The sequence below is a fragment of the Azospirillum sp. SYSU D00513 genome (assembly GCF_017356015.1).
GTDB lineage: Bacteria > Pseudomonadota > Alphaproteobacteria > Azospirillales > Azospirillaceae > Azospirillum.
This window is the reverse complement of record NZ_JAFIQV010000056.1, coordinates 1-14886: the sequence shown is the minus strand read 5'-3', so window position 1 is coordinate 14886 and position 14886 is coordinate 1. Positions and strand designations below refer to the sequence as shown.

Sequence of the window (14886 nt, the reverse complement as noted above, 5' to 3'; positions counted from 1 at the left end):
CCACGCGGGCCGGACGCTGTGCCGGACCGTGCGGGCGAAGTGCCGCCGGAAGAGGACCTCCCTCAGACTAACAGGTACGTTGCCGGTGCAAAAGGTTGCCGCCGAGGGCACACGCCCTCGGCGGCGTCGGCTCAATCGAGCCGGAGCTGCGTCTTCAGGTTGTCCGACCACTCCGTCTGGAGGGCGTGGAACAAGGCGCGGTGCTCCTCGCGGTCGCTGCCGTAGGCCATTTGGCTCTGAGTGCGAGCCAGGCTCAGCAGCACCATCTGCAGCGCTACCAACAACTCGCCGGCCCGTGTGGCGCCTGCCTCTCCTTCTCGGGCCTCGTCCTCGGTCTCAGGCGCCGCAAGCTCGCTGAGGGGCTTGTAAAGCTTCATATAGAAGGGATGAGCGGTGTTGATGGTAAGGATCACCTTCCCGAGTTCGTACTCGACGGCGTAGAACGGCCAGTAATCGTCATGTTTGAAATCGGTGACGTAGCGCGCATCCTTGATGCGCGCGTAGGCCTCCTCAGCCGTCTCACCGCCGCGGCGCAGCCTTAATGCGAGGGCGCGCACGTTCTGCTCCAGTTCCGCGCTCTCCGCCGGGGTCTCGGGCAGCGGCTTGCGCTGGAACGCGTCGGCCTCCTCCGCGCGGCGTTCAGCTTCGGACTGCTTGCCTTTGCTTTTCGAGAGCGCGTTCTCCGCCATCACCTTCTGGTTGTTTTCGCGCACCCTGGCGACCTGCTCCTTGATCTTGTCGCGGATCAGGTCGAGCGCGTACTTCTTCGGGCGGACCCCCTGTTTCGTCATCGCGACGCCGAGCGCCTCGTCGAGCCGCCCGTCGAAGTCGACCTGGATGCGAAGCCAGATCGAGTTGGCGTGGCGCTTGCCCGAGAGCTCCGTGAAGGCGCGGATATCGACCTCGCGGCCATTGCGCATGAAGGATACCTGGTGGTCGTCGTAGACCCGCAGGTCGTTGTTGAGCACCTTGCGGGGGAGCGACTGCCAGGTCTCGATCGGCAGCGCGTACAGGCGCACCGATACGGGTGCCGTGACGTTGGACCCTTCTTCCACCGGGATCTCGACCGTCCACGCCTGCTTCAGCGTGCTGCGGGTCACGCCCTTCTCAATAAGCTCCGGCACGAAGTTGTGCCGCGCCTGAGACATCGAATAGGTCGGGTCGAAAGGCTCGACCAGGCGGTTGTTGACGTAAAGCTTCAGGCCTTCGGCGAGCTTGGCCCGGTAGATCCGCGCCATTTCGCGGGTGGCGTGGTCGCAGAGCGTCTTCGACTGCTTGTAGGTCAGCCGATCGCAATTGGGCACGAAGACGATCGTGCCGTGCGCCCCGAGCTTATCGGCGAGGTCGTCGCGCGACTCCGCAAGCACGTCCTGGTCGTCCGGCTTGGGGTACTCGAGGGCGCCCACTAAAATCTCCGCGACCTCAGACGGCAGACGTTCGCGGAAGCTGGGCTCCGGCAGATCGAGCACATTGCGCTGGTTGTTGCCGATCTCATCGACGTCGAGCTCCATGGCGTAGAACGCACCAGGCTCCTGCCAGGAGTAGACCTCGAGCCGCGGCCCCATGCTGAGGGCGGCAGTCTTCATGCCGACCCCGAAGCGTCCGATGCCATCACGCTGATCGTAGACCATCGATCCGCCGAACGACATCGCGACGCGCAGCACGTCCGGCGCCATTCCCTGGCCGTCATCAAGGATGAGGACATCGAGCTTGATGTCGCCCCGCCGCCCGCGCTGGTGGAAGTAAACGCGGACATCCTGGGCGCCCCACTGCACCGCGTTGTCGACGTGCTCGCAGACGGCCCAGACGGTGTTGTTGTAGCCTACGTCGCGCAGCGACTGGATGAAGGTCTGGCCAAGGAACAGGGGCACCGTGCTGGCGGACTCGCTCAACATCCGGCGGATTACGGCTCGTCCCCCTTTTGGAGCGTTCGGGCTCCAGGCCGGGGCGATGGAGCCGCGGGACTCGGTAGCGTTATCGTTCATGAGACTTGTCCTTCGGCTGTTGGCGTCCGCTGTGGACGCCGGGACGACAGCGGCTACTGTCATCTCCTCAGGTACGTGAGAAGCGCGAAGGGTTGCACGTTGCTGACGCTGCTGGGCGAATTTTCTGGTTAGAGTCGCAGATCGGAGAGGGTCGCGACGATCTTGTCCCACGGAACGGTCGGAGTCGTGTGACTCCACGACAGCCGGACCGTGCCGTCGATCTCATCCTCGGGCAGCCCCATGGCGGCGAGGACATGGCTGGGCTCATAGCGCGCCGAAGTGCAGGCGGAGCCGTTAGAAACGGCGACCAACTCCTTTAAGGCGACCATGACGGCTTCGGAGTCGAGCCCGGGAATTGCGACGCTGAGGATGTTCGGCAGCACGCCACGATCGTGATCACCGTGGATGACGGGAGCGAGCGGGGCGAGGGCGTCGAGGGCCGCCGAGCGGAAGCGCGCGCAGGCACGCGCGCGGGCTTCTCGTTCTGTTTCGGCGAGTTCAGCCGCCAGACCGAGGCCCGCGATCAACGGCACAGGATGCGTGCCAGGGCGGAGTCCCCGCTCCTGCCCGCCCCCGACCATCAACGGGCGGAGCGGCAGCCGCCGCCCGCCCCTGCGGCGAACGATGAGCGCCCCGACCCCCTTCGGCCCGAACACCTTGTGCCCGCTGATGCTGACGAGATCAATCCGTGTGTGCCGGAGGGCAGGCGTCTCACGGCCGTAAGTCTGAGCCGCGTCGACGTGGAGGAAGGGACCATCGGCGGCCAAGCCGTCGGCGATGGCTGCGATCGGTTGCAGGGCGCCCGTTTCGTTGTTCGCGTGCATCACCGAGACTAGGAGCGTGTCACGCCTCACGGCGGCGAGAACCTCGTCCGCCGAGACGTGGCCGGCGCGGTCGGGGCGGACCAGCGTGACCTCGAAACCTTCATCCGTGAGCCGGGCGAGCGGCTCCAGCACTGCCTTGTGCTCGATGGCTGTGCTGACGATGTGCCGCCGGGCTTCAGCCGTCCCGAACGCAGCCAGCCCGAGGATCGCGAGGTTGTCGCTTTCGGTGGCCCCGCTGGTGAAGATTACCTCCTCCGGATCTACCCCTAGGGTCACACCGATTCGTTGGCGCGCTATGTTCACCTCGCCCTGTGCCGCCGCGCCATAGGTGTGGGTTCGGCTGCCGGCATTGCCGAACTCCTCGACGAAGAGCCGCATGACCACCTCGGCTACCCTGGGGTCGGTTGCGGTGGTCGCGGCGCAATCGAGATAGATAGGCCGTGCGTCACGCAATTTGCAAACTCCGATCCGAACTATGTTTGTGCGGTTGACGTAGTGTGGTTACAAGACCTACTGTAGCTAAGCTCGGAGGCGGCGAGAAGACGAAGCGTGGCATGGATCGGCAGTTCGAATATGTTTTCCCCGCGATTCGCGGAATTCAGGCTGGGCGGGAGTTCTACGTCTCCATGTGCCCGCTTCGGCTGCTACCAAAGCTCTTCCTCTTCAACGAGGCGGAGCTCGTCCCTGAGCTGCGGGCCCAGCGTCAGTTGAACCGCGGGCGGTTGCCTGAGATGGCGCGCTATATCGCCTCGAACCGGGACAGTTATGTCTTTTCGGCGATTACCGCGTCGGTTGACGCCGATGTCCGCTTCGTTCCAGCGCCCGAAGCCGAGGATCTCGGAGTGCTGCACGTGCCGATGAAGGCGCGCTTCATTATCAACGACGGGCAGCACCGGCGGGCGGCCATCGAGATGGCCTTGCAGGACTGTCCAGAGCTAGCCGACGAGAGCATCGCTGTGGTGTTCTTCCTCGACCGTGGGCTCGCCCGATGCCAACAGATGTTCGCCGATCTCAACCGGTACGCCATCCGGCCACCTCGCTCTTTGAGCGTGCTCTACGACCACCGGGACGACAAAGCGCGGCTGTCCAAGCTTGTGATTGAGCGGCTGCCCGACTTCAAAGCGCTCGTATCGTTGGAGAAGTCCTCTCTATCAGCCGGCTCGAAGGCACTGTTTACGCTTAGCGCCCTCTGCACCGCAACGACGGCGCTGCTGGCGAACCATGCTCTCGGTGACGAGCGCGACGATGTAGTCGTCGCTTTCTGGCGCGAGATCCACACGCAAATGCTCGAATGGCAGGACGTCCAGAAAGGACAGATGACCGCTGGAGCCTTCCGTGATCAATACATTCATGCGCATGGGGTTGTCCTGCACGCGCTCGGACGGGTCGGGAATGCGCTCCTCCACCATGATTCCCATGGCTGGCGCGGGAAGCTCAAAGGCCTGCGGAAAGTGGATTGGCGCCGCTCGAATCCTGCTTGGGAGGGGCGCGCTACGATTGGGGGTAATGTGACCAAGTCGTTTCAGAACGTCGTGTTGACGACTAACCTCATTAAGCAGCAACTGGGTCTGGCACTCACCCCCGAGGAGCAGCGGCACGAGGATGCTATGGGGCGGGGTGAACGTGCAGCCTGACTTGAGCCTCTCGACCAGCAAGTCCGCATTCGCCGCGCTCGGCTTTAAGGCCGCAATCGCGCGACTGCTCGAGGAAATCATAGCGCTGTATCAAGCGGACACAATTCCTTGGGTTGTCGGCTACAGCGGCGGTAAGGATTCGACAGCCACGCTACAGCTCGTGTGGCTAGCGCTGTCGCGACTGAGCCCCGAGCATCGTCAAAAGCCGGTCTATGTGATCAGCACCGATACTCTGGTCGAGAACCCGATCGTCGCAGCGTGGGTGGCTCGCTCGCTCGACCACATGGCCGAGCGAGCGAGAGAGGCTGGCCTTCCGATCTCCACCCACCGGCTCACGCCGGACCCGACGAACACCTTCTGGGTCAATCTTATCGGACGGGGCTACCCTGCGCCGCGCCCGAAATTTCGATGGTGCACGGAAAGATTGAAGATCGATCCGTCGAACCGCTTCATCGCGGATGTGGTCAAACGGAATGGCGAGGCGATCGTAGTACTCGGCATGCGCAAGGCAGAAAGCCAGGCGCGGGCCAAGGTGATGGACCGGCTCGAAGGCCAGCGCGTTCGCGAGCAACTGTCGCCCAATGCGAGTCTCCAGAACTCCTACGTCTACACGCCGATCGAGACCTGGTCGAACGACGACGTTTGGATGTTCCTCATGCAGGTCCGCAACCCATGGGGTTTTCCGAACAAGGACTTGCTGACCATGTACCAGGGCGCCTCCGCCGACGGTGAGTGTCCGCTCGTGATCGACTCGTCGACGCCGAGCTGCGGGGACAGCCGCTTTGGCTGTTGGGTTTGTACGCTCGTGGAGCGGGATAAGTCGATGCAGGCGATGATCCAGAACGATGCCGAGAAGGAGTGGATGCTGCCTCTGCTCGAGCTGCGCAACGAACTTGACGGCGATGATCGAAACCTACGCGACTTCAGGCGCATGAACGGCTCGGTGCAGTTATTCAAGGATCGGGTCATTCCGGGCCCCTATACGCAGACCGCTCGGGAGCTCTGGCTCCGCAAGGTGCTAGAAGCGCAAAGGCACATTCGCGCCAACGGCCCGGACGAGGTTCGCGAGATCGAGCTGATCACGCTCGGCGAGCTTGCCGAGATCCGCCGGCTCTGGGTGCTCGAAAAGCACGAGATCGAGGACAACCTCCCGGTAATCTACAGCAAGGTGTTCGGGACCTCGTATCCCGGCCCCCGGATCGACGATAACCTGGTCCTGGGCTCGGATGAGATGCGCGTCCTCCGCGAGATCTGCGGCGAAGACGAACTGCATTTTCAGCTCACCCGGGAGCTTTTGGACGTCGAGCGACAGCATCGCACGATGGCGCGCCGCGCTGGGCTGTTCAAGGCGCTGGAGGGGGCGTTGCGGCGAGGGTTCTACGACAGCGCCGAAGACGCCGAGCAACGGGCGCTCGAACGCCGCGACGTCTTGGAGGGCGCGCGTGCCGCGGTTTCGGATGCGGAGCTTCCCCTAGTCCAACCTGTCAGCGATCCTGACGGTGGACTAGACGTGAGACCAGTACCATGATCCTCGACGAACTCACGTTACACAACTTCGGGGTCTATGGCGGCCGACAGTCGATCGCCTTAACCCCTGACGAACGTCGCCCCATCACCTTGATCGGTGGGCTCAACGGCGGCGGCAAGACGACGTTGCTGGATGCGCTGCAACTCTGTCTCTACGGCCCGTCGGCCCGCTGCTCCAACCGCAACGGGCTGGCGTACGATGATTTCCTTCGTCGTAGCATCCACCACCGGGCTGAGGCGCCCGAAGCGGCCGTGGAGGTTGCGTTTCGGCACACGGCGAACGGTGAGGAGCAAAACTTCCAGCTCCACCGCTCGTGGCGTGCGACCGGCAGCGGCTGCCGCGAACGGTTCCACGTGTTGCGAAACGGGGAGCTCGACAAGCTCGCGACAGAGCACTGGGCTGAGCAGGTGGAAGATTTCATCCCGGCCCGGATCGCGCATTTGTTCTTCTTTGACGGCGAGAAGGTCGAAAGCTACGCGGAGCTGGACGAGGCGCCGCCACTGATCGCCACCGCCGTTCAGAACCTCCTTGGGCTCGATATTGTGGAGCGGCTCGCCGCGGACCTCGGCGTGCTCGAAAGGCGCAAGCGCACGGAAGTGGCAGCCCAAGGCGACACGAGGAAAAGCGAGGATCTGCGCGGGCGCATTGAGGCGCTGGAGAGCGCTCGGACCCGTTTGGTACGCGAGCGCGCGGCAACAGCCAACGCGCTCGACCGCCGCGCCGCCGAACTCGCCGCTATTGAGGAGCGCTATCGTCGCGAGGGCGGCAATCTGTTCGAGCGCAGGGCCGAACTCGAGGGCGAGGCCGTTGCCAGCGAGCGGCAGCTCGCCGCCGTCCAAAAGGAGCTGCGAGAATTGGCGAGCGGAGCTACGCCGCTGTTGCTCGTCGGCGAGCTCCTTAAGAGCTTAGAGGAACGCGCTGCACGCGAAGACGAGTCACGCCGCAGCCGCGAGACCGCGTCCGTCCTCGCGGAAGAGCACGAGGCGCTGTTGGCGATGCCAACGCTTGCAGCCCTTCCGGAGGACCAACGCGCGGCGCTTCGAGCGGCCCTCGCGGCGCGCATTGAGGCGCGCCGCGAGTTTGGGTTGCGCTCGATCATCCTCGACCTGTCCGCAGATGCACGGGGGCTGCTCGACTCGACCCTGACGTTTGAGCTGCCATCAGCGCGTGAGCGATTGCAGGCCGCCATGGCGGGCGAGCGCAAGCAGGCGGCGGCACTTGACCACGCACGCAACGCTCTGGCGGCTGCGCCAAGCTACGATGTGATCGCCGGGGTGGTCGCAGCGCGCGAGGCTGCGCTGTCCGAGGTAGCTCGCCTGCAAGGTGAGCAGGCGGCGCGGGACGCCGAGATCGCCCGTCTGGATCGTGAGATCACTCAACTCAAAGAGCGGGAAGTGCGACTCGCCGAGGCCGAGGTGCGCGACCGCTTTGAGCGCGAGGACGTGAAACGGCTGCTCCTACACTCCGCCAAGGTGCGGGGCACGCTCACCCGCTTCCGCGAGGCGGTTGTCGCGCGTCACGTGGAGCGGATCGAGCGTCTCGTGCTGGAGAGCTTCCACCAGTTGATCCGCAAGGGAACACTCATCACGGATCTACGGATTGACCCGCAGACGTTCGTTCTCGAGCTGCGGGGCACTGACGGCCGACCGATGACTGCGGATCGGCTTTCAGCTGGCGAGCGGCAGCTGCTCGCGATCGCGATCCTGTGGGGCCTCGGCAGATCGTCCGGTCGGCCACTGCCGACAGTGATCGACACGCCGTTGGGTCGCCTCGACTCGGTTCACCGGAATCACCTCGTAGAGCGGTATTTCCCGAGAGCGAGCCATCAGGTCCTTCTGCTGTCGACGGACGAGGAGATCATGGGCGGGTACCTCAACGCGCTTCAGCCCTCGATCAGCCGTACGTATCAGCTGCGCTTCGACGAGGGCCAGGGACGCACAATTATCGAACCGGGATACCTGCGCCCGGAGGCGGCCCATGCCCATTGAGCATATCCGCCTGTCTAAGCAGGCACGTGAGCAGTTGATCCGGCTGAAGCGATATACCGGCATCGAGCACTGGAACGTCCTGTGCCGTTGGGCCTTCTGCAAGTCGCTCGCTGAGTCGAGCGTTCCGCCGCCCGCGAAAATTCCAGCGGACAGCAACGTCGAACTCTCCTGGCGAGTGTTTGGCGGTCGCCACCATGAGATCTACCTCGCGCTCCTGAGGGAGCGTTGTCTTCGCGATGGGCTGGGGGTGGAGGACGAGGTGCTCGCAATGCAGTTCCGGCTACATCTTCACAGGGGCATCGCCTATCTCGCCAGCGACCGGCGTATTCGAGACGGGGTGGGCGCCCTGGTCGCGCAAGCTGCAGGTTGACGCCTGTGGAGCGGGCGGCGGTCATAGCGCGGCACCGTACTGCCTTGAACAGGGCCGATCTGTCGCGGCCCTTCAGAACGGCACTGGCCGATGGCGTGCTCGGGCCCGATCGCACGGTCATGGATTACGGATGTGGCCGCGGCAACGACCTTCGTCGGCTCACCGACATGGGTTTCGACTGCACCGGTTGGGATCCCGTTCACGCCACGTCGGGAACGCGGCGAGAAGCCGACCTCGTCAATCTTGGCTATGTCGTGAACGTGATCGAGAGCGCAGCGGAGCGCCAGGAAGTTCTGCGGCGAGCTTGGTCGCTTGCCCGGCGCGTGCTCGTGGTGGCGGCGCGCCTCACTGACGAGACGCCCGCTGCCCGTTCGACGTCGCCATTTGCGGACGGAGTGCTGACACGCATTGGCACCTTTCAGAAGTTCTATGACCAGCAGGAGCTGCGGACGTGGATCGACCAGGTGCTCGAGATGCCGAGCGTCGCTGCGGCTCCGGGCATCTTCTATGTGTTCCGCGATCCGGAGGAGCGGACGGAGTTCCTAGCGACCCGCTTTCACCGCGCCGCGGCGGCGCCGCGGCTGCAGGTTAGAAAGCAAGTCTACAGCCAGCACTGTGAACTGTTGGGCGGTTTGGCGCGCTTTGTTTCCGACCGTGGGCGGTTGCCGGCACCAGAGGAGCTCGAGAGCTTTGGCGCGATCGTGGAGGCGCTCGGAAGCTTGAAGCGCGCCTTCCGGGTGCTTCAGCAGGCCAGCGGGGTCTCCGCATGGGATGCGGTCCGCAAGGCGCGAACAGAGGATTTCCTGGTATTCCTCGCCCTGTCGCGGTTCGAGGGCCGCGCAAAGTTCGCTGAGCTTACGCACGAGCTGCAGTTGGACGTAAAGGCGTTCTTCGGCAGCTATGCAGCAGGCTGCAAGGCGGCGGACGATCTTCTATTCTCCCTTGGACGACCGCAGACTCTGGACGAAGCCTGCCGCGCCGCGCGGGTTGGCAAGCTGATGCCTGGGGCGCTCTACATCCATACGGATGCCGTGGCCGAGCTGCCCTTACTCCTGCGCCTCTATGAAGGTTGCGCGCGGAGTTATGTTGGGACCGTTCCCGGAGCGAATGTCATCAAGCTCGGACGGGGCGAGCCGAAGATCTCGTACCTGAGTTATCCAGATTTCGAACGCGATCCTCACCCGACGCTGGCATCTTCAGTCTCCGTGCACCTGCAGACCTTCAGGGTTCGCGAGCACTCCTACCGCGATCACAAGAACCCTCCGATCCTCCATCGCAAAGAAGCTTTTGTAAGCGAGGCACATCCGTCTAAGGCGAAGTTTGCGCGCCTTACAAGATTGGAGGAGGCAAAAGGGTTATTCGACGATCCGTCTTGTATCGGGACGCGGGATGGTTGGGCGCAGGCGCTGCGGACCCAACGGCTCGCCCTACGCGGGCATCGCCTGATCGCCGTAAAAGGCCCCCTCAGCCGGGACTCCGATCCTCAACACCGCGATGGGAGCACCCGCGCCTTCTACGAGCGGCGCGCTGTGGCCTATGCGGCCGCCACGCTGAAGCTGTCGATGGATCATTGGCTCCGACGGTTCGCGACGCGCTTGCCCGCGGGAGCAGCGGTGATCGATCTTGGTTGCGGAGCGGGTCGCGATCTTGCCTGCCTGGCTGAATTGGGAATGCAACCAGTAGGACTGGATCGTTCAGCTAGGCTCACCGCCATTGCGGCTGGACACGCCCGCACCCCAGTCATCGTCGGCGACATCCGCGCCCTCCCGTTCCCCGATCAATCGTTCGCCGGAGCCTGGGCGTCGGCGTCGTTACTGCACCTCAACCGCGCGGAGATCGAGCCGACGCTGGCCGAGGCCCGCCGCGTCCTTCGTCTCGGCGGCGTACTTTTCGTGTCGATGAAGCAGGGTCGAGGCGAAAGCCGCAGCGGGGACGGGCGGTGGTTCACCTACGTCGAACCAGACGAGTTCGGCAGCGCGCTGACAGCGGCAGGTTTCATCATTGTCGATGCGGGCACAGAGACGCCCGAGGCGGCGCTCACAGGAGATCGTCCATGGATCAGCTACCTCGCAGTTCGGCATTGAAGGGAGGCGCCCGCCTCGTGGGAGCAGGCTTGATCGCCTTGCTGGCGGGCGCGGCCAGCGTCGAGGGGCAAACGGCGGGTCAGCAAGCCACACCGGCTGCGCCCCCGACAACCGCGTCCAGTGCGCCCTCGTTAACGCTGCCCTCGCCGGTCAGTCCGCCGCTTTCGGTGCGGCTCGAGCCAGGCGGATCGCTCCGCGTCGAGAGCGGCGGCACGCCACCGTGGTGGAGCTATTGGGTGCCGACGGTCGGGCCGATAATCTCGGGTGTGCTGGCGTTCCTGGGCGCCTGGCTTGGTCTATCAATCGCACAACGCAACACACTGCGCACGATCGAGGCCGCCCAGAGGACGACGGAGGCGTCGGTCTGGCAGAAGGCGAACGAGACCGAGCTCAAGGACCTACTCGGCAAGCTCGACGGCTTCTACGGACCTTTCATGCAGATGTCAGACGCCAACCGGCTCATGGCCGAGGACGTCCGATCCCGACAGCCGGAGGGACACCGGCTGCTGCTCAAAGTGTTCGATCGCGAGTGGCTTCAGTCGCTATCGCCCGGCGACCAAACTATCGTCGCCGAGATCTGCAAGAACGCAGCCGTGCTTGAAGGCTTCATCACCCAAAAAGCGGGTATGGTGGACGAGAAGGTGCTTCCCTATCTTGTGCGAGCTAGCGCGCATTTCCGCGTCCTAAATCTTGCTTACAAGGGCGAGCTCGGTACGGACTCGACCCAGTTCGCCCGCTATGTCTTTCCCAAATCCCTCGACGGCGTGCTCGCCTTAGAGGTGGAACGGCTGAAGCGCCGTTGCGATAGCCTCCGTGCGGAGCCAAGCAAAGCGCCAGGTCCCATGGCACCGCTCGTACTTCTGCCCGAGCACGCGCTCAAGCCCTGGTCAGCGATCGACCTTCAGGTTGACGAGCCTGAAGTCTGAAACCGTGACCGGCAAGCCGATGCTCGAGTGTCCGAAGAGCCCGTCCATGTCGCGGATTAGCATGCGCTCAATCTGGACCCGGTAAGGCTCGAGCTCGGACGGCAGCAGGTCGTAGCGGAAATAGTCCCACTCGGGAATCAGCTCGTGGCCGCGCTTGAGGCGCGTGACGAGGTTGCCGCTCTCGCCCACGTACAGTAGGCGGTTCCTTGTATCGAGCAGCATGTAAATGACATTGGTGGCGCCGATCTCCGACTCGAATTCCGATCGAGGTCGCCAGCGTTGCTTGTGAATCCGCCCAACCGCCTTCCCGGCCAGTTCGTCCCGAATGCGCGCAAGCGGCGCCGCTGCCGCCATCCGGCGGAACAGACTTGGAAAGCTGGGCTTCTGCAGGTAGTAAGCGGTGAGATCAAAGCGCCGGGCCGGTCCGTCGAACTCGATGTCCAGAAACTCCCAAAACGGGATCTCCGCCTCGACGTCGTCTTGCAAGCCCTCGGCGGCCCGCAATCGCGCCTCGAGGTGGCGCATGTTCGACATAACGAAAGTTTCCGCGAGCGCGTATCGAAGCTCGTCGTCGAAGAAGAGCCGATAGGCAATCCCTTCGCGCTTTCGACAGTACCAAGTAACCGCGCCGCTGTAGGTTCGGCCTTCGAAGTGAAGTGTTACCTGGGAAGCGGGATTGCGCCGCGCACCCTTGTCGGGGAACAGGCTAGTAATCGACCACATGCGGGCCACCCAGCCCGGGATGGGCGTGACGCTCAAGCGAAGGAGCGAACCATCTACCTTCTTGCGCCTCAAGGGGTGATCGACGTCGTTTCGCTCGAGCGGCATGGCGTTACATATCGTTGAGCTAGAACATGCGCCAGGTTGCGCTCAACGGCGCAGTAGAGGATAAGCGCTGAACTGACCAAGTGCAGAAAATAATTCGCACTTGCAGCGCAAGTTCGATGAAAGTTGAGGTCATCATACACCTAATACTGCGCCAGAGTTACGCAACAGGAGCGGGGGGTGGCGGCTATATTCCTTGCTTACGGTCATCATTATCATGATTCCTCAAAATACCCGCAACATGATTGTATCAATCAGGTAGCTAACACACTCTTCTCATGTCTCTTCAAAAAAGCAGATAGCTCAATAAAATGAGGAATTATAGATTCTTTCCATCCTTTGAAGGAGATGTCATCCCTATTTATACAGTCATCTATATCCGATATGAAGTGACTGATTGTAAAAAAGCTATTTCCCGCAATCCAATCAGGCCAGTTGTGCGTGACAAGAGCAAGAACACCGATAGCCTTAACGCGCTCCTCCCTTGGTCCAATCCTAGAAAACAACATGATATGCTCAAGTACGAAATGCAAAGATTTCATGAGCCTCTGCGCTTGCGGGGTTAACTGGTATGGTATGCTCATTTATAAACTTCCTATTACTCTATTAATATTTTTTACTGTGTTGCCATGATCGGGACTGAGCTCGATAACGCTAATCGAGTCGGTCCGCCTATAATAAACTTCATTTGAGCTTTATGTAAACAGCGAGTTTTATGCTGGCCCTGCTAGAGTTCCTGGCCAGCGCTTTGACGCTCCAGCTCCACCTTGCGCGTAATACGATTTTAGACGCGCCTCCATAGGTCAGGGTGAAGGGCCAAACGCCACGGTGGAGCACCCGTCCACGCTCAGAAATCATGGTTTCCGGGTGGTCTGCCATGCTCACTCCGACCTCGTTTCCAGCTTGAGAGGCAACGCGTCCTCATGTGGGCGAGGTTCGCCGGCGGAAGCTGCATGTAGGTTGTCCAAGACCTTCTCCACACCTTCCGCCTCAAAGACACCGGCGAGGCTAGCGAGGTGCCCAACGACTTGGTACGCCTCTGCACAATCCTCCCGCAGGAGCTCAATCTCCGCAACCAGTTCGGCGGTCCTGGCCTCGATAGCTGCCCGGCGCTCGGCTGGTAGTTCGGCCATGATTTGCTCTAACGGCACGATCATCATTCTTATCGGGCATTCGCGCCCGGGACGGGGCGAGGAGGAGGCGATGGGGGATCTGGTACCGGTCGAGGCCGCGGTGGAGGGCACGGTTCTGGAGGTGGTCGAGCCGACCATCCCCGAGGAGGAGCTGGCCTTCGTCCGCCGCTGGATTTGCTCCAAGCGCAGCGCCCACACCCGGCGCGCCTACGCCGCCGACGCCCGCGACTTCCTCGCCTTCGTTCAAAGGCCCCTGCAGGATCTCACCCACGAGGACGTCCAGGACTACGCGGCGGACCTCGAGCGCCGCGGCCTGGCGCCGCGCACCCGCACCCGCCGCCTGTCGGCCATCCGGGCGCTGCTCACCAAGGCGGCCGCCCGCGGCCACATCGCCCAGGACGTCGGCGGGGACGTGGCCATGCCCATGCTTGAGGATGTGCTGGCCGAGCGCATCATTCCTGAGGAAGCGGCGCTGCGCCTGATCCATCTCGAACCGCACCCGCGCGACCACGCGCTCCTGCGCCTGCTCTACGGGGCCGGTCTGCGTGTGAGCGAAGCCTGCCAGCTGGCTTGGCGTCACCTCAAGCCCCATCCGACGCTGCCCGGACACGGCACGATCAGCGTTCACGGGAAAGGCGGCAAGCCGCGCACCGTGCTGCTGAGCGCCGGCACCTGGCGCGTGCTGCTGGCCTTGCGCGGGGCGGCCGGCGACGAGGATCCGATGTTCCGCTCCAGGAAGGGCGGAGGCCACCTCGATCCGGCGACCGTGCGGCGCATCGTCAAGCGCGCGGCGGCCCGGGTCGGCCTGTCGGAGGCCCTGTCGCCGCACTGGCTGCGCCACGCCCACGCCTCCCACGCCCTCGACAACCAAGCGCCGATCCACCTGGTGAAGGAGACCCTCGGCCACGCTTCCATCGCCACGACGGGCAAATACCTGCATGTGCGGCCCAACAACAGCTCCGCCCTGGCGCTCAAGGTCTGAACGGGAGACGACGGCATGACCACCACGACCTGGATCACGCGGCACGCCGTGGCGCGCACGCACGGGTGCGATCTGATCGTGCTGTGGCGCGGGCCCGACAGCTGGGCCTGGGTCGTGACCGTCGCCGGCGCCCAAGTGGATTCCGGCGTGACCCGCTTCCTGGAGCACGCGCAAGGCACAGCCCTGGAGGCCGCCCGCCGGCATGCCCTCGGCGGTGGGCAGATCCAGCTGGACATGTTTTGAGCTGCGATTTCGGTGGGGCGGATCGAGCTGTCTCGGTCACTGCAGGCCGTCAGCTGGCCTGGGGCGATCTTGTTTAGGTCCCGAACTTTGCGGACACCCAGGAGAGCACAGCCAGCCGGCTTGTCGGCACCGAATTGAGCGGAGATCAAAGCGCGTCAGCCGCAGGCGACCACGTCGTGTGGCCGTGGCATCCAGTGCGGTCGATATAGCGTGAGCCGGACGTCGCGGTCGAGCTAGGAGCGCGCACCATGCGGCGCGACGGTCAATAACATAGGGCCGGCGGCAGGGCCATGCAGTTCTGAAATGAGCGTGAGCTTGGCCCTGTAAGATCCGATCGGCACAGCGGCGGGATAGCGCTGTGAAG

The 14886-nt window shown here is 63.4% G+C and carries 12 protein-coding genes; 8 read left to right on the top strand and 4 right to left on the bottom strand.

What is annotated here, in order from left to right:
- Positions 1 to 131 precede the first annotated feature (131 nt).
- Positions 132 to 1985, bottom strand: a complete 1854-nt coding sequence (locus JUB11_RS28335; protein ID WP_207462157.1) for an ATP-binding protein — start codon at positions 1983 to 1985, stop codon at positions 132 to 134.
- A 128-nt stretch (positions 1986 to 2113) separates the two neighbouring features.
- Complete coding sequence (locus tag JUB11_RS28330) at positions 2114 to 3262, bottom strand: aminotransferase class V-fold PLP-dependent enzyme (protein ID WP_207462156.1); 1149 nt, start codon at positions 3260 to 3262, stop codon at positions 2114 to 2116.
- A 101-nt stretch (positions 3263 to 3363) separates the two neighbouring features.
- Here JUB11_RS28330 and dndB point away from each other — a divergent pair, with 101 nt between their 5' ends.
- From dndB to JUB11_RS28300, 6 genes are read left to right on the top strand one after another with little or no spacing between them, the layout of a single operon-like run.
- Positions 3364 to 4443 carry a DNA sulfur modification protein DndB gene (gene dndB, locus JUB11_RS28325; protein ID WP_207462155.1) on the top strand — a complete coding sequence of 360 codons (1080 nt, stop codon included), beginning with the start codon at positions 3364 to 3366 and terminating at the stop codon, positions 4441 to 4443.
- A 1-nt stretch (position 4444) separates the two neighbouring features.
- Positions 4445 to 5971, top strand: a complete 1527-nt coding sequence (gene dndC / locus JUB11_RS28320; protein WP_207462154.1) for a DNA phosphorothioation system sulfurtransferase DndC — start codon at positions 4445 to 4447, stop codon at positions 5969 to 5971.
- A complete protein-coding gene (dndD, locus tag JUB11_RS28315) occupies positions 5968 to 7959 on the top strand; it encodes a DNA sulfur modification protein DndD (protein WP_207462153.1) in 1992 nt (663 codons plus the stop codon). The genes dndC and dndD overlap by 4 nt, the downstream gene beginning before the upstream one ends.
- Positions 7949 to 8329, top strand: coding sequence for a DNA sulfur modification protein DndE (gene dndE, locus JUB11_RS28310; RefSeq protein ID WP_207462152.1), 381 nt, complete (start codon positions 7949 to 7951; stop codon positions 8327 to 8329). Before dndD ends, dndE begins: the two co-directional genes overlap by 11 nt.
- A 5-nt stretch (positions 8330 to 8334) precedes the next feature.
- Complete coding sequence (locus JUB11_RS28305) at positions 8335 to 10413, top strand: DNA phosphorothioation-associated putative methyltransferase (protein WP_348771525.1); 2079 nt, start codon at positions 8335 to 8337, stop codon at positions 10411 to 10413.
- The gene (locus JUB11_RS28300) at positions 10383 to 11339 is read left to right on the top strand and encodes a hypothetical protein (RefSeq protein ID WP_207462150.1); all 957 of its coding nucleotides are present in this window, start codon (positions 10383 to 10385) and stop codon (positions 11337 to 11339) included. The genes JUB11_RS28305 and JUB11_RS28300 overlap by 31 nt, the downstream gene beginning before the upstream one ends.
- Here the strand turns inward: JUB11_RS28300 and JUB11_RS28295 are convergent.
- Positions 11301 to 12167 (bottom strand): GIY-YIG nuclease family protein, encoded by an 867-nt coding sequence (locus JUB11_RS28295; protein ID WP_207462149.1) that lies wholly within the window; start codon positions 12165 to 12167, stop codon positions 11301 to 11303. The genes JUB11_RS28300 and JUB11_RS28295 overlap by 39 nt on opposite strands.
- Positions 12168 to 13045: 878 nt before the next feature.
- Positions 13046 to 13324 (bottom strand): hypothetical protein, encoded by a 279-nt coding sequence (locus JUB11_RS28290; RefSeq protein ID WP_207462148.1) that lies wholly within the window; start codon positions 13322 to 13324, stop codon positions 13046 to 13048.
- A 43-nt stretch (positions 13325 to 13367) separates the two neighbouring features.
- Here JUB11_RS28290 and JUB11_RS28285 point away from each other — a divergent pair, with 43 nt between their 5' ends.
- Positions 13368 to 14279 carry a tyrosine-type recombinase/integrase gene (locus JUB11_RS28285; RefSeq protein WP_207462147.1) on the top strand — a complete coding sequence of 304 codons (912 nt, stop codon included), beginning with the start codon at positions 13368 to 13370 and terminating at the stop codon, positions 14277 to 14279.
- A gap of 15 nt (positions 14280 to 14294) precedes the next feature.
- A complete protein-coding gene (locus JUB11_RS28280) occupies positions 14295 to 14522 on the top strand; it encodes a hypothetical protein (protein WP_207462146.1) in 228 nt (75 codons plus the stop codon).
- Positions 14523 to 14886 lie beyond the last annotated feature (364 nt).

What these genes read in the sequence shown, in the direction of transcription:
- JUB11_RS28290 (WP_207462148.1), bottom strand. Translation starts at nt 13,324, where the DNA reads ATGATGATCGTGCCGTTAGAGCAAATCATGGCCGAACTACCAGCCGAG.
- dndE (WP_207462152.1), top strand. Translation starts at nt 7,949, where the DNA reads ATGCCCATTGAGCATATCCGCCTGTCTAAGCAGGCACGTGAGCAGTTG.
- JUB11_RS28285 (WP_207462147.1), top strand. Translation starts at nt 13,368, where the DNA reads ATGGGGGATCTGGTACCGGTCGAGGCCGCGGTGGAGGGCACGGTTCTG.
- dndD (WP_207462153.1), top strand. Translation starts at nt 5,968, where the DNA reads ATGATCCTCGACGAACTCACGTTACACAACTTCGGGGTCTATGGCGGC.
- JUB11_RS28335 (WP_207462157.1), bottom strand. Translation starts at nt 1,985, where the DNA reads ATGAACGATAACGCTACCGAGTCCCGCGGCTCCATCGCCCCGGCCTGG.
- JUB11_RS28280 (WP_207462146.1), top strand. Translation starts at nt 14,295, where the DNA reads ATGACCACCACGACCTGGATCACGCGGCACGCCGTGGCGCGCACGCAC.
- dndB (WP_207462155.1), top strand. Translation starts at nt 3,364, where the DNA reads ATGGATCGGCAGTTCGAATATGTTTTCCCCGCGATTCGCGGAATTCAG.
- JUB11_RS28300 (WP_207462150.1), top strand. Translation starts at nt 10,383, where the DNA reads ATGGATCAGCTACCTCGCAGTTCGGCATTGAAGGGAGGCGCCCGCCTC.
- JUB11_RS28295 (WP_207462149.1), bottom strand. Translation starts at nt 12,167, where the DNA reads ATGCCGCTCGAGCGAAACGACGTCGATCACCCCTTGAGGCGCAAGAAG.